16 protein-coding genes are annotated in these 18,564 nt (G+C 70.4%); all 16 read right to left on the minus strand.

Annotated elements, in window-relative coordinates:
• Window positions 1-47 precede the first annotated feature (47 nt).
• Window positions 48-1,247: an argininosuccinate synthase gene (locus F4561_RS16130; RefSeq protein ID WP_184579951.1), complete on the minus strand. Its 1,200-nt coding sequence runs from the start codon at window positions 1,245-1,247 to the stop codon at window positions 48-50.
• Between the two features lie 116 nt (window positions 1,248-1,363).
• Complete coding sequence (locus F4561_RS16135) at window positions 1,364-1,897, minus strand: arginine repressor (protein ID WP_184579953.1); 534 nt, start codon at window positions 1,895-1,897, stop codon at window positions 1,364-1,366.
• Window positions 1,894-2,859: an ornithine carbamoyltransferase gene (gene argF, locus F4561_RS16140; RefSeq protein WP_184579955.1), complete on the minus strand. Its 966-nt coding sequence runs from the start codon at window positions 2,857-2,859 to the stop codon at window positions 1,894-1,896. Before argF ends, F4561_RS16135 begins: the two co-directional genes overlap by 4 nt.
• Window positions 2,856-4,076, minus strand: a complete 1,221-nt coding sequence (locus tag F4561_RS16145) for an acetylornithine transaminase (RefSeq protein WP_184579957.1) — start codon at window positions 4,074-4,076, stop codon at window positions 2,856-2,858. Before F4561_RS16145 ends, argF begins: the two co-directional genes overlap by 4 nt.
• On the minus strand, window positions 4,073-4,993 hold the full coding sequence (gene argB / locus F4561_RS16150; RefSeq protein ID WP_184583723.1) for an acetylglutamate kinase: 921 nt from the start codon (window positions 4,991-4,993) through the stop codon (window positions 4,073-4,075). The genes F4561_RS16145 and argB overlap by 4 nt, the downstream gene beginning before the upstream one ends.
• A gap of 35 nt (window positions 4,994-5,028) precedes the next feature.
• Complete coding sequence (gene argJ, locus F4561_RS16155) at window positions 5,029-6,189, minus strand: bifunctional glutamate N-acetyltransferase/amino-acid acetyltransferase ArgJ (RefSeq protein WP_184579958.1); 1,161 nt, start codon at window positions 6,187-6,189, stop codon at window positions 5,029-5,031.
• 85 nt (window positions 6,190-6,274) lie between these two features.
• Window positions 6,275-7,303 (minus strand): N-acetyl-gamma-glutamyl-phosphate reductase, encoded by a 1,029-nt coding sequence (argC, locus tag F4561_RS16160; RefSeq protein ID WP_184579960.1) that lies wholly within the window; start codon window positions 7,301-7,303, stop codon window positions 6,275-6,277.
• Window positions 7,304-7,376: 73 nt separating this feature from the next.
• Window positions 7,377-8,885: an NAD(P)/FAD-dependent oxidoreductase gene (locus F4561_RS16165; protein ID WP_246437207.1), complete on the minus strand. Its 1,509-nt coding sequence runs from the start codon at window positions 8,883-8,885 to the stop codon at window positions 7,377-7,379.
• A 278-nt stretch (window positions 8,886-9,163) separates the two neighbouring features.
• Window positions 9,164-9,688, minus strand: a complete 525-nt coding sequence (locus F4561_RS16170) for a MarR family winged helix-turn-helix transcriptional regulator (protein WP_184579964.1) — start codon at window positions 9,686-9,688, stop codon at window positions 9,164-9,166.
• Between the two features lie 111 nt (window positions 9,689-9,799).
• Window positions 9,800-11,026 (minus strand): aminotransferase family protein, encoded by a 1,227-nt coding sequence (locus tag F4561_RS16175; RefSeq protein WP_184579966.1) that lies wholly within the window; start codon window positions 11,024-11,026, stop codon window positions 9,800-9,802.
• A 413-nt stretch (window positions 11,027-11,439) separates the two neighbouring features.
• A complete protein-coding gene (gene pheT / locus F4561_RS16180) occupies window positions 11,440-13,953 on the minus strand; it encodes a phenylalanine--tRNA ligase subunit beta (protein WP_184579968.1) in 2,514 nt (837 codons plus the stop codon).
• Window positions 13,953-15,071, minus strand: coding sequence for a phenylalanine--tRNA ligase subunit alpha (gene pheS, locus F4561_RS16185; RefSeq protein WP_184579969.1), 1,119 nt, complete (start codon window positions 15,069-15,071; stop codon window positions 13,953-13,955). Before pheS ends, pheT begins: the two co-directional genes overlap by 1 nt.
• 124 nt (window positions 15,072-15,195) lie before the next feature.
• A complete protein-coding gene (locus F4561_RS16190; protein WP_184579971.1) occupies window positions 15,196-16,380 on the minus strand; it encodes a sensor histidine kinase in 1,185 nt (394 codons plus the stop codon).
• A gap of 404 nt (window positions 16,381-16,784) precedes the next feature.
• Window positions 16,785-17,618: a TrmH family RNA methyltransferase gene (locus F4561_RS16195; RefSeq protein WP_184579974.1), complete on the minus strand. Its 834-nt coding sequence runs from the start codon at window positions 17,616-17,618 to the stop codon at window positions 16,785-16,787.
• Window positions 17,619-17,643: 25 nt separating this feature from the next.
• On the minus strand, window positions 17,644-18,027 hold the full coding sequence (gene rplT / locus F4561_RS16200) for a 50S ribosomal protein L20 (protein WP_184579976.1): 384 nt from the start codon (window positions 18,025-18,027) through the stop codon (window positions 17,644-17,646).
• 197 nt (window positions 18,028-18,224) lie between these two features.
• The gene (gene rpmI / locus F4561_RS16205; protein ID WP_184579978.1) at window positions 18,225-18,416 is read right to left on the minus strand and encodes a 50S ribosomal protein L35; all 192 of its coding nucleotides are present in this window, start codon (window positions 18,414-18,416) and stop codon (window positions 18,225-18,227) included.
• Window positions 18,417-18,564: the final 148 nt, after the last annotated feature.

Raw genomic sequence — 18,564 nt, forward strand, 5'->3', positions numbered from 1 at the left:
CCGCTGCTTCATTGGTCAGCCTCGGGTGCCGCCGCGGGGGCGGGCGTTCAGGAGGACGCCTGGTCGCGCAGGCTCGCGATCTTCGCGGGCATGCTCCAGACGTCGATGAAGCCGCGGGCGTTGCTCTGGTCGTAGGTGTCGCCGGTGTCGTAGGTGGCGAGCTCGTAGTTGTACAGCGACTTCTCGCTGCGCCGGCCGGTGACAACGGCGCGGCCCCCGTGCAGCTCCATCCGGATGTCGCCGCTGACGTGCCTGTTGGCCTCGGCGATGAACCCGTCGAGTGCGTCCTTCAGCGGGGAGTACCACAGGCCGTCGTAGACCAGCTCGCCCCAGCGCTGGTCCACGCCGCGCTTGAACCGGGCGAGGTCGCGCTCGACGGTGACGTTCTCCAGCTCCTGGTGCGCGGTGATGAGGGCGATCGCGCCGGGGGCCTCGTAGACCTCGCGGCTCTTGATGCCCACCAGCCGGTCCTCGACCATGTCGATCCGGCCCACTCCGTGCGCGCCGGCGCGCCGGTTCATCTCCTCGATCACCTGCAGCGGTGTGAGCTCCTTGCCGTCGATGGCAGTCGGCACACCGGCGGTGAAGGTGACCACGACCTCGTCAGGGTCGCGGGGATTGGCCGGGTCCTCGCTGTAGGCGTAGACGTCCTCGACCGGCGCGTTCCAGATGTCTTCCAGGAAGCCGGTCTCGATCGCCCGGCCGAAGAGGTTCTGGTCGATGGAGTAGGGCGACTTCTTGGTGACGTCAATCGGCAGGCCCTTCTCCTCGGCGAAGGCGATGGCCTTGTCACGCGTCATTCCGGAGTCGCGCACCGGCGCCAGGACCTTCAGTTCCGGGTGCAGCGCGGCGAGGCCGGCCTCGAAGCGCACCTGGTCGTTGCCCTTGCCGGTGCAGCCGTGGGCGACCATGGTGGCGTTGTGGTAGCGCGCGGCGTCGGCCAGGTGCCGCACGATCAGCGGCCGCGACAGCGCCGACACCAGCGGGTAGCGGTCCATGTAGAGCGCGTTGGCCTGCAGCGCGGGGATGCAGTACTCGGTGGCGAACTCGTCCTTTGCGTCGGCCACGACGGCGTCGACGGCGCCGCAGTCGATCGCGCGCTGCCTGACGGCGTCGAGGTCCTCACCGCCCTGGCCGCAGTCGATCGCCACGGCCACCACCTCGGCCTTGGTCTCCTCGGCGATCCACCCGATGGCGACGGAGGTGTCCAGGCCCCCCGAGTATGCGAGTACGACCCGTTCGGTCATGGAAGTCTCTCCTTTGTGGGTTCGGTCCGGCCGGTACCGGGCAAGCCGGCCCCTTCGGTGTGGGGCGGGCGGTCCGGCACCGGGCCTGTGTTCGTCGTGGCTGCCGGTCGTGGCACCTACGGACGCCGGTTGGCGAGGTGCAGCAGCGCCGTCGCCAGTTCCTCGCCTCCCTCGGGGGCGCGGGCGATCACCAGGATCGTGTCGTCGCCCGCGATGGTCCCCAGGATCGCGTGGATGTCGGTGTGGTCGATTGCCGAGGCCAGGTACTGGGCCGCTCCCGGCGGGGTGCGGACGATGACCATGTTTCCCGAGGCCTCCGCCGAGACCAGCAGGTCCTCGGCGAGGCGGGTCAGGCGTGCGTTGGACACGTGCTCCAGATCCTGGTCGCCGGTTCGCGCCCGCTGCAGGCGCTCGCCGCCTTCCCCGGGCAGGACATAGATCAGGCTGCCGTCGACGGTGCGGAGCTTCACCGCTCCCATCTCGTCCAGGTCACGCGAGAGTGTGGCCTGGGTGACCTGGACGCCGCTCTCGGCCAGCAGCCGCGCCAGCTCGCTCTGCGAACGGACGTCGTTCTTCGTCAACGCCTCCGTTATGCGGGCGTGCCGGGCGGCCTTGGTCATGGGTGTCGATCCATCACCGTCGACGGTCATCGTCGCCCGTCCCCTCTGCCTTCTCCGCCGGACGTCCCGAGCAGGAAGGCCAGCAGCGCCTTCTGCGCGTGCAGCCGGTTCTCCGCCTGGTCCCACACCGCGCTGTGCTCCGAGTCGATGACGTCGGCGGTGATCTCCTCGCCGCGGTGGGCGGGCAGGCAGTGCAGCACGATCGCGTCCGGCGCGGCCAGGCCGAGCTTGGCGGCGTCGACCGTGTAGGGGCGGAACGGCGTGTCCCGCTCGGCGGCCTCGGCCTCCTGTCCCATCGAGGTCCATACGTCGGTGGCGAGTACGTCGGCGCCGCGCGCCGCCCTCTCGGGGTCCCCGGCGTACACCCGGGCCGAGCCGCCCGTGTCCGCGGCGATCTCCTCGGCCCGGGCGAGCACCGCGGGGTCGGGGCGGTACTCCTCTGGTGCCGCGATCCGGACGTGCATACCGGCGGCCGCCCCGCCCACCAGGTAGGAGTGCGCCATGTTGTTGGCGCCGTCGCCGAAGTAGCCGAGCGTCAGTCCTGCTGTGCGGCCCTTGCGCTCGCGCACGGTCTGCAGGTCGGCGAGGATCTGGCAGGGGTGGAAGGTGTCGGTGAGCGCGTTGACGACGGGTACGCCGCTCACCCGCGCCATGGCTTCGAGCCGCTGCTGCTCGAAGGTGCGCCACACGACCGCCGCGACCTGGCGCTCCAGTACCCGGGCGGTGTCCTCGATGGGTTCGCCGCGCCCCAGCTGGCTGGTTTGGGCGTCGACGACGAGTGGCTGGCCGCCGAGATCGGCGATGCCGACCGCGAAGGAGACGCGCGTTCGGGTGGACGGCTTGTCGAACAGCACCGCGACCGTACGCGGGCCGTCCAGTGGCCGGTGGCCGAAGCGGTCCTTCTTCATGGCGTCAGCGAGGTCGAGGACCTCGGCCTGCTCCGCGGGTGTGAGGTCGTCGTCCCGGCGGAAGTGCCGTGTCGCGGGGCTCATGCGGGGGTCTCCTCTCCTGCGGCCCGGTCGAGAATCCGCGGCAGCGCGCCGGTGAACTCCAGGATCTCCTCGCGCGTGATGGTCAACGGCGGGGCGACGCGGACGACGTCAGCGGTGACCGCGTTGACCAGGAAGCCGTGCTCCGCGGCGCGGGTCTGGACGGTCGCGGCGGCCGGCGCGGACAGCTGGATACCGCGCCACAGTCCCGCGCCGCGCACCTCGGTGACCAGCGGGTGGCCCGCGGCGGTGATCTCGCTCGCCAGCAGGTCGCCGAGTTCGGCCGCGGCGGCGAGCAGGCCATCGGCCTCGATGGTGTCCAGCACGGCCAGCGCCGCCGCACAGGCCACCGGGTTGCCACCGAAGGTGGAGCCGTGGTCCCCCTTGGCGAACGCGGTCGCGTACCGGCCGAGTCCCACGCACGCGCCGATGGGAAGCCCGCCGCCCAGCCCTTTGGCCAGGGTGAGGACGTCGGGAAGGACCCCGTCGGCCTGGTGCGCGAACCAGTGGCCGGTGCGCCCGACACCGCTCTGGATCTCGTCGAGGACGAACGCGGCACCCGTGGCGTCGCAGATCTCGCGGACCTCGGCCAGGTAGCCGGGGTCGGCGGGCAGGATTCCGGCCTCGCCCTGGACGGGCTCGACGAAGACGGCGGCGCAGGAGTCGTCGACGGCGTCGCGCAGCGCCGCCGCGTCCCCGTGCGCAACGAAGCGGACGTCCAGGCCGAAGGGGCCGAACGGGTCGCGGATGGCCGGCTTTCCGGTGAGCGCGAGCGCCCCCGAGGTGCGGCCGTGGAACCCGCCGTCGGTACTGACGATGGTGCGGCGGCCCGCCCCCGCGGCACGCTTGACCAGTTTCAGCGCGGCCTCGTTGGCCTCGGAGCCGGAGTTGGCGAAGAACACCCGGACGTCACCGGTGCCACCCGCCGCGCCCGCGCGGACCAGGCCGATGAGCCGTTCGGCGAGCCGCACGGCGCGCTCGTGCACGTACAGGTTGCTGGTGTGGGCGAGCGAGGCCGCCTGGTCGGCGACCGCCTTCACCAGGGCGGGGTGGCCGTGTCCGAGCGAGGAGACGGCGATGCCGGCGAGCAGGTCCAGGTACCGGCGGCCGTCCGCGTCCCACACGCGGCGTCCCTCGCCGTGCGTGAGCGCGATGGGCGGTGTGCCGTAGTTGGGCATGAGGGCGGCGTCGAACCGCGCTTGCAGCTCGCGAGACGTCATGTGTCCTCGCCCTCGTAGATGTCGACGGGTTCGGTGGGCTCCTCGGCCTCGGCGACCACCATCGTGCCGATCCCCTCGTTGGTGAACACCTCGAGAAGCATGGAGTTGGGAGTGCGTCCGTCGAGGATGTGCGCCTGGGGAACCCCGCCGCGCACCGCGCGCAGGCACGCCTCCATCTTCGGCGCCATGCCCGAGGACAGGTTGGGCAGCATCTCCTCCAGCTCGCTGGCGGTGAGCATGCTGACCAGCTCCTCGCAGGTCGGGTAGTCGGAGTAGAGCCCTTCGACGTCGGTCAGCATGATGAGCTTGCCCGCGTCCAGCGCGATCGCGAGCGCCGCCGCCGCGGTGTCGGCGTTGACGTTGTACACGCCCTCCTCGGACCGGCCGATTCCGGAGATGACGGGCACCCGGCCATCGTCGAGCAGTGTGCGCACCAGTCCCGGCTGCACCTCGACGACCTCACCAACGAGGCCGATGTCCACGGGCGCGCCGTCGACCATGGCGGACTTGCGTTCGGCGGTGAGCAGGTGGGCGTCCTCACCCGAGATGCCGACGGCGAACGGGCCGTGGGCGTTGATCAGCCCGACGATCTCCCGGTTGATCTGGCCCACCAGGACCATGCGCACGACATCCATCGTCTCGGAGGTGGTGACGCGCAGCCCGCCGGCGAAGGTGCTCCGCACACCGAGCCGTTCGAGGTGGTCGGTGATCTGGGGACCGCCGCCGTGTACGACAACGGGGCGCAGCCCGGCGTAGCGCAGGAACACGATGTTCTCGGCGAACCGGGACTGGAGCGCGGGGTCGGTCATGGCGTTGCCGCCGTACTTGACCACGACTGTCTTGCCGTGGAAGCGGCTCAGCCACGGCAGCGCCTCGATAAGTGCGTTGGCCTTGCTCTCCGCGTCGCTCAGGCGCATCGCGGGCTCCTCTCCAGCGGTGTTCTCGCCCGTACTCATGAGCTGTAGGCCGAATTCTCGTGGACGTACTCGACGGTCAGGTCGGTGGTCCACACGGTGGCGGCCGCGCTTCCCGCGGAGAGGTCGACGGTGACGGTCACCTCACGCGCTCCCAGGTCGGCCTTGGAGCGGTCGTCACCGAGCGCGCCGCGCCGGCAGACCCATACCCCGTTGATGGCCACGTTGAGCTCGTCGGGCTGGAACGTGGCGTCGGTGGTACCGACGGCCGCCAGTACCCTGCCCCAGTTCGGATCCTGCCCGTAGATGGCGCACTTGAACAGGGCGCTCCGGGCGACTGCCCGTGCCGCCGTGACAGCATCGTCCTCGCTGGCCGCCCCGACCACCTCGATCGCGATCGACTTCGAGGCGCCTTCAGCGTCGGCGATGAGCTGGCGCGCGAGGTCCCCGCAGACCTCGGTGAGCAGTGCGGTGAACTCCTCCTCGTCAGGAGCGGTTCCCGAGGCACCGCTGGACATCAGGGCGACCGTGTCGTTGGTGGACAGGCAACCGTCGGCATCGACGCGGTCGAACGTGCGACCGGTCGCCGCGCGCAGCGCGCGGTCGCATTGCTCCGGGGTCAGCTCGGCGTCGGTGGTGACGACCGACAGCATGGTGGCCAGCGAGGGCGCGAGCATCCCGGCGCCCTTGGCCATGGCGCCGACCGTGTAGCCGGAGCCGGCGGTACTACGCCGGAAGGCGATCTTGGCGACCGAGTCCGTGGTGCGGATGGCGTCGGCCGCGTCGAGCCCGCCGTCGCGGGCGGCCGCGGCCACGGCGTTGTCGACGCCGGCCAGCAGCTCCGGCATGGCCAGGCGTTCGCCGATGAGTCCGGTGGAGCAGACAAGAACCTCGCCCGGGGAGTCGTCCAGTGCCGCCCCCGCCCGTTCGGCGGTGGTGTGCGTGTCCTGGAATCCCGGGGCGCCGGTGCAGGCGTTGGCGCCACCGGAGTTCAGGATGATCGCGCGGACCTGCCCTCCTTTGGCCACCTGCTCCGACCAGAGCACGGGTGCGGCCTTGACGCGGTTGCGGGTGAACACGGCGGCGGCGGAGCGCGACGGGCCGTCGTTGATGACGGCGGCGACGTCGCGGGCGCCGTTGGGTTTGAGGCCGGCGTTCACGCCGGCGGCCCGGAATCCGAGCGGTGCGGTGACACTCACGGTGCGGCCTTTCTCCTGACGCCGGCCCGGCCGTGCGCGGGCGGGCCGGCGGTTGGCAGTGACGTGCGGCGCCTGGCCGGTGCGGTTACGGCGCGACGCCCGCCACGGGCAGCCCTGCGGTCTCGCTCAGGCCGAGCGCGATGTTCGCGCTCTGCACGGCGCCGCCGGCGGTGCCCTTGGTCAGGTTGTCGAGCGCGGCTATCGCGACGAGCCGGCCGGCGGCCTCGTCCACCGTGACCTGGAGCAGTGTTGCGTTGGCGCCCAGGGTCATGGCGGTGGTCGGCCAGGTGCCCTCGGGGAGCAGCCGGACGAACGGCTCGTCGCTGATTCGTCGCTGGTACGCGTCTCTGACCTGCTCGGTCGTTATCCCCGACCGGATGGGAGCAGAGCAGGTCGTGAGGATTCCCCGAGGCATGGGTGCCAGCACGGGGGTGAAGTTGACCGTGACGGGTTCCCCGGCGGCCCCGGAGAGGTTCTGGACGATCTCGGGGTTGTGCCGGTGGCCGCCCCCAACGCCGTACGGGGCGGCCGAGCCCATGACCTCGCTGCCGAGCAGGTGCGGCTTGGGCGCCTTACCGGCACCGGAGGTGCCGGTAACCGCGACGACGACCGCCTCGGGGTGCACCAGCCCGGCGGCAAGCCCCGGGAACATCGCGAGTGTGGCCGCGGTGACGTGGCAGCCGGGCACGGCGACGCGGCGAGTGCCGGTGAGCGCCTCGCGCGCGCCGGGCAACTCGGGCAGCCCGTAGGGCCAGGTACCCGCGTGCGGGGAGCCGTAGAACTGTTCCCATGCGGCGGGGTCGGTGAGCCGGAAGTCGGCGCCGCAGTCCACGACGAGCACGTTCTCGCCGAGCTGTTCGGCGATCGGCCCGGACTGGCCGTGCGGGAGGGCGAGGAAGACAATGTCGTGGCCCGCGAGGGCGTCCGCGGTGGTCTCGGCCAGAACCCGGTCGGCCAGCGGAAGCAGGTGCGGCTGGTGCTCGCCCAGGCGGCTACCGGCGTTGCCGCCCGCGGTGAGCGTCCCGATCTCGATGCTGGGGTGCGCGAGCAGGATGCGCAGCAGCTCACCGCCCGCGTAACCGCTAGCACCGGCGACCGCCGCGGTGTATCCCATTGCTCGGCTCCCCTGTTCCGTCCCACCCGAACACTACTGAACTATCATGCATTCAGTTGTAATAATATGCAAATCATTCTGGTCCGGCCGCCCCGGACGCCTCCCCGATAGCCCCCGGACGGTCGGGGCTGCCCGGAGCATTTCCCCCCGGGCCCGGCTCGTGCGGTTCCCGGCCGGCCATCCGGGCGGCGAGCCCGGCGAACCGGGAGGTCCGCGTCACCCGGCGGGACTCGCGGCGGTCGGCCGTGCGGTAGAGCCCGTTGACGAGCTGCGGTCCGATCCGCCGCCACGGTTCACGCCGCCAGGCGCGGGCCTGGTGGCCCACCCACGGCAGGCGCGTCAGCTCGGTGCCGTGGCCGAGCACGAGGTCGCGCAGGGTCCGCCCGGCGAGGTTCGCGGCGGTGACGCCACTGCCAGCGTATCCGCCCGCCCAGCCCAGGCCGGTGTCGCGGTCCAGGTCAACGCTGGGGCACCGGTCGCGCGCCACTCCGACCGCACCGGACCACGCATGGACGATCGGAACCTCGGCGGCGATCGGAAACAACCGTGCCAGCCCGCGCCATAACTCGGCGATGGTCTGCGGCTCGGTGGCGCCGTTGTCGTCCCGGGCCGGACCGGTCCGGAAGGGAGCGTCGCTCCCGCCGATCGCGATCCGGCCGTCGGCGGTGCGCTGCGCGTATACGAAGGCGTGCGCGGCGTCGCCAAGGACCTCGCGCCCCTCCCAGCCGATGTGTCGCCACATGTCGTCCGTGAGCGGCTCCGTGACGATCATGGAGCTGCGCGCGGGCTGCCACTCTTGTCCCTGGCCGCGCGGGTGCACCGGGTACCCTTCCGTGGCGCGGATAACGTGGTCCGCGCGGACCACACCGTGCTCGGTCACCGCTGCCGGCCGGGCGTTTCCGTCGCCCGGGCGGATCTCGGTGACAGCACTGCCCTCGAAGAGGTGCACGCCCAGCCCTTCGACCACGTTCGCCAACCCGACGGCGAGCTTGGCCGGCTGGACACGGGCGGCGTGCGGGCTGTGCGCGGCCGCGATCGTACCGTCGACGTGCAGCCGGGAGGCATCGGTGTGCTCCAGCAGGTGCAGATCCTCGGGCCAGAACCCCCACTCCTGCCGATAGCCGACCTCGGCGTGCAGCCGGCTCCGCTGCGCCGGATTGGTGGCGACCAGCCGCATTCCGCCCTTGACGATGTCGGCGTCGATCCCTTCGTCGCCCGCGGTGTCGATGACCTCGTCAACCGAGTTCATCAACGCGCGTTGCAACGCGATGGCCGCCCCTTTGCTGTGCAGTTGCGCGTAGCGCTCACGTGAGCCGGCGAACTCGGCGGAGAGCCAGCCGCCGTTCCGCCCCGAGGCACCGAACCCGCAGAACTCGCTTTCCAGCAGCGCTATCCGCAGCCCGGGATCGGCCCGCTGCAGGTAATAGGCGGTCCACAGTCCGGTATATCCACCGCCCACAATGCAGACGTCGTAGTCGACGGTGTCGAGCAGAGCGGCCCGGCGCTCGGGACACCCGAGCTCGCGGAACCAGAAGGAGATTCCTCCGTTGCGGAACTCCGCTGATCTGGGGACGGAACGCATTTCTGCGGCACTGGCGAAGAGTTTCATCTCAGATGGCCCCCGGCTGGTCTGACATTGCCGCTCTGGTGCCCGCGCTGGTCGCCGTCATTACCCCGTGGCTTCCAGGGCGAACCCGGACGCGCCACGGTAACGCACCCGTTGGGGTCGTTCGGGCTGGTGGGCCGGTACAGCCGCAAATAACACCGATCGTACGATCACTATGCGCGACCACTCGAAAACGCTCGGCTCAGGACAATCTACCTGCCGACCGGTGCGCCCAGTGCGCGTTTCGGTCAGCGTCAGCCCGCGTCGACTGGTTCGGCGTCCTCGCTCTGGCCCGAGGAATCGCGGAGCTCGCGGGCGATGGTGGCGAGCCTCTCCACCCCGTCGACGCCGAGCACACCGAGCACGTACTCGCGGAGCAGGGCGACGTGCCGGGTGCGGGCATGCTCGGCGAGCTCCAGGCCCGCGGGAGTGAGCGCCGCGTAGACCACGCGGCGGTCCTCCGGGCACGCCTGCCGCGTGAGGTATCCCTTGCTCGCCAATCGGTCGGCGAGCTTGGTGAACCCGCCGCTGCTCAGGCTGACCTCACGCGCGAGCCGGCTCATTGGCAGCCGGTGGTCGGGAGAGCGAAGCAACCGGATCAGCACCTCGAACCACGGGCCGGACATGTCGTCACCACTGGGGTCGATCCCGCGCAGCAGCAATGGGTCGGTGGCGTTCAGTGCCTCGTGGAACAGCCCCCACGCCGTGATCAGGTCGTCGTCACTGATCTCCGCGGCAGCCGTGCTCGTCTCCCGTGTGTCGCCCGAATTGTCGGCCATACCCCCGACATTAGCAGGAAGTATCTTCCCAGACAGAATCTTGGCCGACTCCGGCCTCTGGGAACACCGCGGGCCGGCACCGCACTGCGGTGCCGGCCCGCGGACACGAACCTAGTGCCGCTGGTCGACCGCGTCGAGCGCGGAGCGCAGCGTGGAGACCAGGTGGTCGATCTGCTCCCAGGTGACAATCAGCGGCGGCGAGATCAGCAGCGAGTGCGGGACCGCGCGTAGCACAACGCCGCGCGCCCGCGCCTCGGTGAAGACCTCCGCGGTGGTGATACCGCGTCCCTCCAGTGCCTCCGTGGTGAGTTCCACAGCGGCCATCACACCAACCCCGGATCGGACCTCGGCGACCAGCGGGTGGTCGGCCAGGGTACGCACAGCGGCGTCGAGCTGGGTCTCGATCTCCAGCGAGACGGTGAACAGGTCCTCGCGTTCCAGGATGTCCAGGTTGGCCATGGCCGCCGCGGCGCAGGTCGGGTGCCCGGCGTAGGTGGTCCCGTGGATGAAGGGGTTCCCGGGCCGGTTCCAGAAGGGCTCGGCGACCTCCCCGCTCACGATGACCCCGCCGAGCGGGAGATACCCGCTGGTGACCCCCTTGGCGAAGACGATCATGTCGGGCCGCACGCCAAAGCGCTCGATCCCGAACCAGTTACCCATGCGGGCGAAGCCGCAGATAACGCTGTCGACAACAAACAGGATGCCGTACCTCTGGCACAGCTCCGCCACACCCTCGAAGTAGCCCGGAGCGGGGGCGTAGACCCCGCCGGCCCCGATGACCGGCTCGGCGAAGAACGCGGCGACACGCTCCGGTCCGACCCGCAGGATCTCCTCCTCAAGCGCCTCAAGGGAGTCGTGCGGCACCACCGACGCGTCCTTGACGATCTGCCCGAAACCGCTGCGGAACCGGTCCATGCCGATCATGCTGGTGCCGAAACCGTGCAGGCCGTGGTACCCACCGGTGCGGCTGATCAGGTGCCCCCGCTCCGGCTGGCCCTGGGCCGCCCAGTACCGGCGGGCGAGCTTGGCCGCGGTCTCGATGGACTCGCCGCCCCCGCAGGTGAGGATGACCCGCGGGTCAGCGACCGGCGCGTGGGCCGCCAGCCGCTCGCTGAGCTGCAGCGCGGGCTCGTTGGCGAAGTCGCCGTAGACCGCGTACGCGTCCAGGGTGCTGAGCTGCCGGTGCACGGCGTCAGCGATTTCGGTCCGGCCGTGACCGACATTGCAGTACCACAGGCTCGCGGTGCCATCGAGGTACCGGTCGCCGTTGTCATCCCAGATCCAGGCTCCCTCGGCCCGGGACACCACGAACTTCGGGCCTTGGGAGATGGTGTTCATATCAGTGAAGGTATGCCAGAAGCGGCTGGGCTCCAGCTGCTCCGCCGGTTTACGCGCATACGAAACCACTGTTTCGGTCACAAGCGACCTCCGAGCCAAGGGTGCGTGAAAACGCAACGAGAAAACGCAGAATGAAACAGCTGTTCCGCGAAGGCTTCTGGAGCCCGTGTTCGCGGCAGGTGACTGCAGACTAAGTTTCCAGCGGCCCCCGGTTCAAGAGGCAAAACAGGAAATCCTCCCCGGTTTTACATGGAACATGCCACCTACCACCGGCCCGTCTCCCCGAAACCCGCTCTCAGCAGGCAAAACAGGTGAAAAAATTGTGTCCTCGGAGACAGCGCGCGGCCCCGCTTCACGGCCGGTTAACCTGGTCGTGAAGCGGGGCCGCGGGAGGGGTGGCGCACCCCGGGGTTCTAGCCGCGCAGGGTGGCGCCCGTGCGGCTGGCAGCGGCCGCGACGGCGGCGTCGCGCGCGGCCGTGGCCTCCTCGGTCGTCAGGGTGCGGTCACTGGCCCGGAAACGCAGGTTGTAGGCCAGGGACTTGCGCCCCTCGCCCACCTGCTCACCGGTGTAGACATCGAACAGCCGGACGCTTTCCAGCAGGTCACCGGCCCCGGAACGAAGTGCCTCCTCGACGTCGGCGGCGGGCACCGAATTGTCGACAACAAGTGCGACGTCCTGGGCGGCCGCCGGAAGGCCGGAGACCTCTGGCGCGCCAGCCGGGGCACGGGCCCCCTCGATCAGGTCGAGTTCGACCTCCATCGCCACGGTGCGGGCCGGCAACCCGTACGCGCTGATGACGCGCGGATGGAGCTCGCCCGCATAGCCAACAAGGGTTCCGGACACCGAGTCGTCGGTGTTGTTGACAACATACAACGCGGCGCAGCGGCCCGGGTGCCAGGGAGCGCGCTCGGCCGCCCGCGCCCGCAGCTCGACCCCGGCGCTGTACCCCACCTCGCGTGCCGCCTCGATCGCGTCGGCCCACGTGGCCGGACGTCCCTTGCCCCACCAGCCCGAGGGGTCCCGCTCGCCGGCCAGGACCGCCGCCACGCGGCGCGGCTGGTCCGGGATCGCGGCCTCGACGCTCGCCCGCTCGTCAGGGCTGGGCCCCCGGTGCACCGGTGGAATGGGCGCCCGCTCCGGCGCGCCCGCCTTGGGCAGGTAGACCAGACCGATCTCGAAGAGGGCGGCATCGGAAAATCCGCGGCCCACATTGCGCACGAGCGTACGCAACAGCCCCGGAAGCAGTGTGGTGCGCAGCAGCGGTTCGTCATCGTTGAGCGGGTTGGCTAGCCGCACCGCGTTGCGCCGCTCGTCGTCGGCGGCCAGCCGCAGGCCGTCGAACTGCGCCTGACCCACGAAGGGGTAGCTGAGTACCTCGACGAAGCCCGCCCCGGCGAGCCCGCGCCCCACGGCACGACGGATCCGCTGGCCGATGGTGAGCCCGCGCCCCGCCGGCACCACCGGCGGAATCGAGGGGATCTCGGAGTACCCTTCGAGCCGGATGACCTCCTCGGCGAAGTCGTTCGGGTCAGTGAGGTCGGGCCGCCACGATGGCGGGGTGACGTGCAAAGTTGCACCCGACTCCGCCTCGGTGACCGCGCACCCCACCTCGCGCAGCCGGCGTACGGCGGTCCCCGCCGGGTAGTCGACGCCGGAAACGCGGGCGGGAAGGGCCGCGTCGATCGCGACCGGCTCCCGGGGCGTGCTGCGGTCAACGTGGGTATAGCCGTTGTCAACGATCGCACCACCGAGCTCGGCCAGCAGGTTCACGGCCCGGGTGGCGGCAGCGAGCGGTAGCTCGGAGTCGACGCCGCGTTCGAACCGGCGCGAGGACTCCGAGGAGAGCTGGTGCCGGCGAGCCGCGCGCGCGATATGGGTCTCGGCGAAGTGCGCGGCCTCGATGATCACATTGGTGGAGGTCAGGCTGATTTCAGTTTCCAGCCCGCCCATAATCCCGGCGATGTTGATCGGCCCCGACTCGTCGGTGATCAGGATGTCGTCCGGATCGAGCGTGCGCTTGACGTGGTCGAGCGTCTCCAACTGCTCACCGCTGCGGGCCAGCCGGACCTCGATCGGGCCGCGCAGCTTGTCGCGGTCCCAGGCGTGCAGCGGCTGGCCGAGCTCCATCAGCACGTAGTTGGTGACGTCGACCGCCAGCGAAATGGGGCGGACCCCCGTATGCGCCAGGCGGCGCTTCATCCACAACGGCGACTCGGCATCGGGGTCGAATCCGGTGGCACCACGCAGCACGTAGCGCGAGCAGATCGCCGGATCGGCCACGGTCGCCGGATACCCGCCTCCGGGCGTGCCGGTGATCTCTATGTCGGCCGGATCGCGGAACGGCACTCCGTAGACCGCCGCGGCTTCCCGGGCCACGCCCCTGATCGACAGTGCGTAGCCGCGGTCCGGGGTGACCGCGATGTCCAGGACGTCCTCGCGCAGGCCAAGCAGGTCGTAGGCGTCGGCTCCTGGCTCACCCGCGTCCTCGGGCAGCACGACGATGCCCGTGTGGTCCTCCCACAGGCCCAGTTCGGTGGCGGAGCAGATCATGCCCTCGGAGACCCGCCCGTAGGTGGTGCGGGCGCTGATCGCGAAGCCGCCCGGGAGCGTGGCGCCGGGCAGCGCCACGACGACCAGGGCGCCCTCGGAGAAGTTCCGGGCGCCGCACACGATGCCCTGGGGCTCGCCGCTGCCGTTGGCAGTGCCGACGTCGACCCGGCAGTACCGGACGGGCTTCTTGAACCCGGTCAGCTCCTCGATCTCGCGCACCCGGCCGAGCACGATTGGCCCGGCGATGTCAGCGCCGATCTCGTCGACGGTCTCCACCTCAAGGCCCACACTGATCAATCCCGCGGCGAGATCGCGGGCAGTCAGGCCGGCCGGCAGGTCGACGTACTCCCGAAGCCAGGAGACAGGGACACGCATCAGACCTCCATCCCGAACGCCGAGGTGAACCGGACGTCGCCCTCGACCATGTCGCGCATGTCGCGGACCCCCCGCGCGAACATCAGGGTGCGCTCGACCCCGAGTCCGAACGCCCAGCCGCTGTAGCGCTCGGTGTCGATGCCGGCGGCCACGAGGACCCGCGGGTTGATCGTGCCGCACCCGCCCAGCTCGATCCAGCCTTCGGATCCGCAGGTGCGGCAGGGCGCGTCGGGGTTGCCCACCGACTCGCCGCGGCAGACGAAGCACTCCAAGTCGACCTCGCCCGAGGGCTCGGTGAACGGGAAGTAGTACGGCCGGAAGCGGGTCCGCAGGCCGGCACCGAACATCGAGTGCACGAACGCGTCAATGGCGCCGCGCAGGTGCCCCATGGTGATGCCCTCGTCCACCACCATCCCCTCGAGTTGGTGGAACACCGGGGTGTGGGTGGCGTCGAGCTCGTCGGTGCGGAACGTCTTGCCGGGCGCGACCACGTAGACGGGCAGCTCGCGGTCGAGAAGCGCGCGGACCTGCACCGGCGAGGTGTGGGTGCGCAGCACGAGCCCGGACTCCCCGCCGGAGGGCGCCTCGACGAAGAAGGTGTCCTGCATCGTGCGGGCCGGGTGGTCCGGCAGGAAGTTCAGCGCGTCGAAGTTGTACCATTCGGCTTCGATCTCGGGCCCCTCGGCCATCTCGAACCCCATGTTGACGAAGACGTCGGTCATGCGTTCGGCGATGGTTGTCAGGGGGTGGCGCGCCCCGCGCGGCCGCCGGTCCCACGGCAGCGTGACGTCGACGGCCTCCTCAACGAGGACGCGGTTGTCGCGCTCTTCCTCAAGGACGGCGCTGCGCTCCTTGACCGCCTCGGATATCTCTCGCCGGGCCCCGCCGACCCGCTGGCCGGCCTCGGCCCGGGCCGCGGGCGGCAGCGAGCCGATCTCCCGGTTGGCCAGTGCCAATGGGGATCGGTCGCCGGCGTGCGCGAGGCGGGCCTCCTTGAGTTCCTCAAGCGAGCTGGCCGCCGCGATGGCGGCCAGGGCCTCGTCGCGCATCCGGGCCACTTCGTCCGGATGCAGTGGGGTCACTTCGACCGGATCATAGGAATCGTTGGGTGCAGACATGATTGGTTGCCTCGCCGCTCCCGCCCATCACGGCGGGGCGGCCGTCACGGCCCGCCGCTCGCGCAGCGGACGCTAGCCGACAGGGAAGCTCTAACAGCCCGCCCGCCGCCCCGCTCGAAGCCGCTCAGGCGAACTCGGGGGTACCGGCGGGCACAATAAATCGAAACTCGGCGCCGCCGCAGGGCGCGCGGCCAACCGTGATCGTGCCGCCGTGGGCCTCGATCAGACCCTTGACGATGAACAGGCCCAAGCCGGTGCCGCCGCGCCGCTTGCTGCGCCAGAACTGGCGGAAAACGCGCGGAATGGCTTCGGGCGCTATGCCCTTGCCTTCGTCGCGCACCGACACCGCTGCTCCTCCCTCGTGGGGCTCGATCACAATAGTGACAGTACCAGCGCCGTGCCGTACCGCGTTTTCCACCAGGTTGGCCATGATCTGCTCAAGCTTGTCGGGATCGAGCCACATCTCGGGCAGCGGGTCGTTGGCCTCCAGGCGGAAGCGGTCCTCGGCCTCGCCCGCCGCGACACGGCCGGCGATGACCCTGCGGGCGCACTCGGGGAGGTCGACGACCTGGCGGCGCACCTCCAGGCGGCCGGACTCGATCCGCGAGACGTCGAGGAGCTCCGTGACCAGCCGCGTTACACGGTCGGCGTCAGCGTTGACCGTCTCGAGCATGAAGATCTTCTGCTTCTCGGTGAGGCGCTCCCATTTCGCGAGCAGGGTCGCGGTGAACCCCTTGACACTGGTCAGCGGGGACCGGAGCTCGTGCGCGACCGTGGATACGATCTCTGCGCGATTGCGCTCACCACGAACGCGATATGACGCGTCACGCATAGTCACGACGAGCCGGCAAACGTCGCCGCACGGACTGTCGCGGACGTAGCGGGCGGCCATCAGGATCTCGCGGCCGTCGGCGAGGAACAGTGTCCGTTCGGGCTGGCGGGTGCGGATCCGCAACCCGCCGTACGGGTCGCTGTGCTTCCACCAGTCGCGGCCGTCAGCGTCGTGCAGCGGCAGGACGTCCCGGAAGTCGCGCCCCAGGGCCGCCCCGCTGGAGAGCCGGGTGAGACGCCGTGCCAGTCTGTTGAAGGTGATTACCTTGCCGTGCCGGTCGGCGACGAGCACGCCGTCTGGCAGGTCCTCTGCGGAGAGTGCCGGCGCCTCCCCCGCCGCGCTCGCGCTCCCCGCTCGACTCGCCGTCGACTGGTCGCCACCCACGACCGCCTCCCCACGCACTATGTGACCGTCCGGCGCCGCTGGAACGCGGCGCGCGCCCTCCCCGGTGCGGCGCCGTACCGTCGTGCCGTTCATCGCTTGTCGTTCCGGTAGCTCGCTGCACAGTGCCCGCGACGCCACCGATTGTCACTACCCGATGCCCGTGCTCACTACGCACAAGCATGCCGTAACGGTTCCCCCCTATGCGCGACCGTCATGACCAGTTCGACGATCTGCCCTAAGAAACCTGAGCGTATCGGCAACCGAGGGTAGGCGAGCAACCCCCACGAGCGCGGAGAAACCCCGAACTTTCGATACACTGCGTAGCTGAATCCGCGTTGACCAGGATCGAAGGGCGGGACCATGAGTTTCACCCGCGTTACGGGTTGTTACGCCTTTCACGCATAACAGCCCGACCGTGTCGCGACGGGACGCCGAGAGGACATTTCGGGCCGCACTACGGGCAGCACATCCCGAGCTTGTACGCGGACTGGTCGCGCTCACCCGCGCGCCGCGCCGGACACGGAGGCGGCGCGTTGCTGGCGGGCCGTGGTGTACAGGCACACGGCGGCCGCGGTGGCGAGGTTCAGACTCTCGGCAGCGCCGTAGATAGGAACGCGGACAGCGCCATCAGTGGCGGCGAGCACCTCCCCCGGCAGCCCCCACGCCTCGTTGCCGAACACCCATGCCACGGGCTGGTCCAGCACCCCGGCATCGGCGGCCGAGTCCAGGTCGCGCTCGCCGGTCCCGTCGGCAGCGAGGACGCCCGCCCCTGCGGCGCGCAGGTGGTCGAGCGCGTCGGTGATCGGAACGCCAACGACGACCGGCAGGTGGAACAGGCTGCCCGCCGAGGCCCGCACACACTTGCCGTTGTAGGGGTCCACCGAGGCGTCGGTGAAGACCACCGCGTCGGCACCGGCGGCGTCGGCGGTGCGCAACACAGTGCCGGCGTTTCCGGGATCGCGGACGTGGGAGAGCACTGCCACCAGGCGAGCACGGGTTATGCCGGCCAGCGGGACGTCCACGAAGTCGCAGACGGCGAGCATCCCCTGCGGGGTCACCGTCTGCGCGAGCTCGGACATCACATCCGGTGCGACCCGGTGGACCGGGACTCCGGAGGACGTGGCCGTCTCGACAAGCCCGGCGTGCCGCTGCGTGGCCTCGGCGGTGGCGAACACCTGGTGCACCACGCCAGGCGCGGCCAGCGCTTCCCGCACGGCCTGCGGGCCTTCGGCCAGGAAGCGCTTCTCGCGTTGCCGGAACGCGCGCTTGGCGAGCCGACGAGCCCCTTTGACGCGGGGAGATCGGACGCTCGTGAACTCGTAGCCCGCCATCGCGCTGTCGATTCGGCGGATCTCGTCAGGCTGACGCCTGCGCGGGGGTGGTAGCGGGCAGGGCCTGCTTGGCGGTCTCGACCAGCGCGGCGAACGCGGCCTCGTCGTTAACCGCGAGCTCGGCCAGCATGCGGCGGTCGACGTCGACCCCGGAGGCCTTCAGGCCCTGCATGAACCGGTTGTAGGTGAGCCCGTTGGCGCGGGCGCCGGCGTTGATGCGCTGGATCCACAGCCGACGGAACTGCCCCTTCCGGTCCTTGCGGTCCCGGTAGGAGTAGGTCATCGAGTGGAGCATCTGCTCCTTGGCCTTGGTGTACAGGCGCGACCGCTGGCCGCGGTACCCGCTGGCGCGTTCGAGAACGACCCGGCGCTTCTTCTTGGCGTTGAGAGCCCGCTTCACGCGTGCCACTGTGACTCCCTCGTAGGTTGCTGGTAGGCGGTCACCGCACTACCGGTCGGTCCAGCCCGGATCACCCGGTGACCGTTCGGACATACTCGCCCGCCGCATTGACGCTCGCCCTCGGTGCGCGGCACCTGGGGGCGGTCTCGACCCGGCGGAACTCCATCTGGGGGCGACGGCGACTGCGCGCCGTGTCGACGGTCCGCTCAGCGGAGCAGCGTCTTGATCTTCTTGTTGTCGGCGGGGGCCAGCTCGACCTCCTTGCTGAGGCGGCGCGTCCGCTTGCTCGACTTGTGCTCCAGCAGGTGGTTCTTGTTGGCGCGGCGGCGCATGATCTTGCCGGAGCCAGTCGTGCGGAAGCGCTTGCGGGCCCCGCTGTGCGTCTTGTTCTTCGACATCGTCGCCGTCGTCTCCTACTCATTCGGCGCGCCACCGAATGATCGGTGGCGCGGTTTTTTCGGATCACCTGCGTCGCGCGCTGGTGATCGGCACACGTGTTCTCGGGGACCGTCGGGCCCCCTGAACTCTCCCAGGGCGGCGACCACC

This window comes from Lipingzhangella halophila (assembly GCF_014203805.1).
Taxonomy (GTDB): Bacteria; Actinomycetota; Actinomycetes; order Streptosporangiales; family Streptosporangiaceae; genus Lipingzhangella; species Lipingzhangella halophila.

Excerpts from the sequence above, each read along its gene's own strand:
- F4561_RS16165 (WP_246437207.1), bottom strand. The coding sequence starts at position 8,885 with ATGCGTTCCGTCCCCAGATCAGCGGAGTTCCGCAACGGAGGAATCTCC.
- F4561_RS16170 (WP_184579964.1), bottom strand. The coding sequence starts at position 9,688 with ATGGCCGACAATTCGGGCGACACACGGGAGACGAGCACGGCTGCCGCG.
- argB (WP_184583723.1), bottom strand. The coding sequence starts at position 4,993 with ATGCGCCTGAGCGACGCGGAGAGCAAGGCCAACGCACTTATCGAGGCG.
- F4561_RS16190 (WP_184579971.1), bottom strand. The coding sequence starts at position 16,380 with ATGAACGGCACGACGGTACGGCGCCGCACCGGGGAGGGCGCGCGCCGC.
- F4561_RS16195 (WP_184579974.1), bottom strand. The coding sequence starts at position 17,618 with ATGGCGGGCTACGAGTTCACGAGCGTCCGATCTCCCCGCGTCAAAGGG.
- F4561_RS16135 (WP_184579953.1), bottom strand. The coding sequence starts at position 1,897 with ATGACCGTCGACGGTGATGGATCGACACCCATGACCAAGGCCGCCCGG.
- F4561_RS16130 (WP_184579951.1), bottom strand. The coding sequence starts at position 1,247 with ATGACCGAACGGGTCGTACTCGCATACTCGGGGGGCCTGGACACCTCC.
- argF (WP_184579955.1), bottom strand. The coding sequence starts at position 2,859 with ATGAGCCCCGCGACACGGCACTTCCGCCGGGACGACGACCTCACACCC.
- F4561_RS16145 (WP_184579957.1), bottom strand. The coding sequence starts at position 4,076 with ATGACGTCTCGCGAGCTGCAAGCGCGGTTCGACGCCGCCCTCATGCCC.
- F4561_RS16175 (WP_184579966.1), bottom strand. The coding sequence starts at position 11,026 with ATGAACACCATCTCCCAAGGCCCGAAGTTCGTGGTGTCCCGGGCCGAG.
- rpmI (WP_184579978.1), bottom strand. The coding sequence starts at position 18,416 with ATGTCGAAGAACAAGACGCACAGCGGGGCCCGCAAGCGCTTCCGCACG.
- argC (WP_184579960.1), bottom strand. The coding sequence starts at position 7,303 with ATGGGATACACCGCGGCGGTCGCCGGTGCTAGCGGTTACGCGGGCGGT.
- pheS (WP_184579969.1), bottom strand. The coding sequence starts at position 15,071 with ATGTCTGCACCCAACGATTCCTATGATCCGGTCGAAGTGACCCCACTG.
- pheT (WP_184579968.1), bottom strand. The coding sequence starts at position 13,953 with ATGCGTGTCCCTGTCTCCTGGCTTCGGGAGTACGTCGACCTGCCGGCC.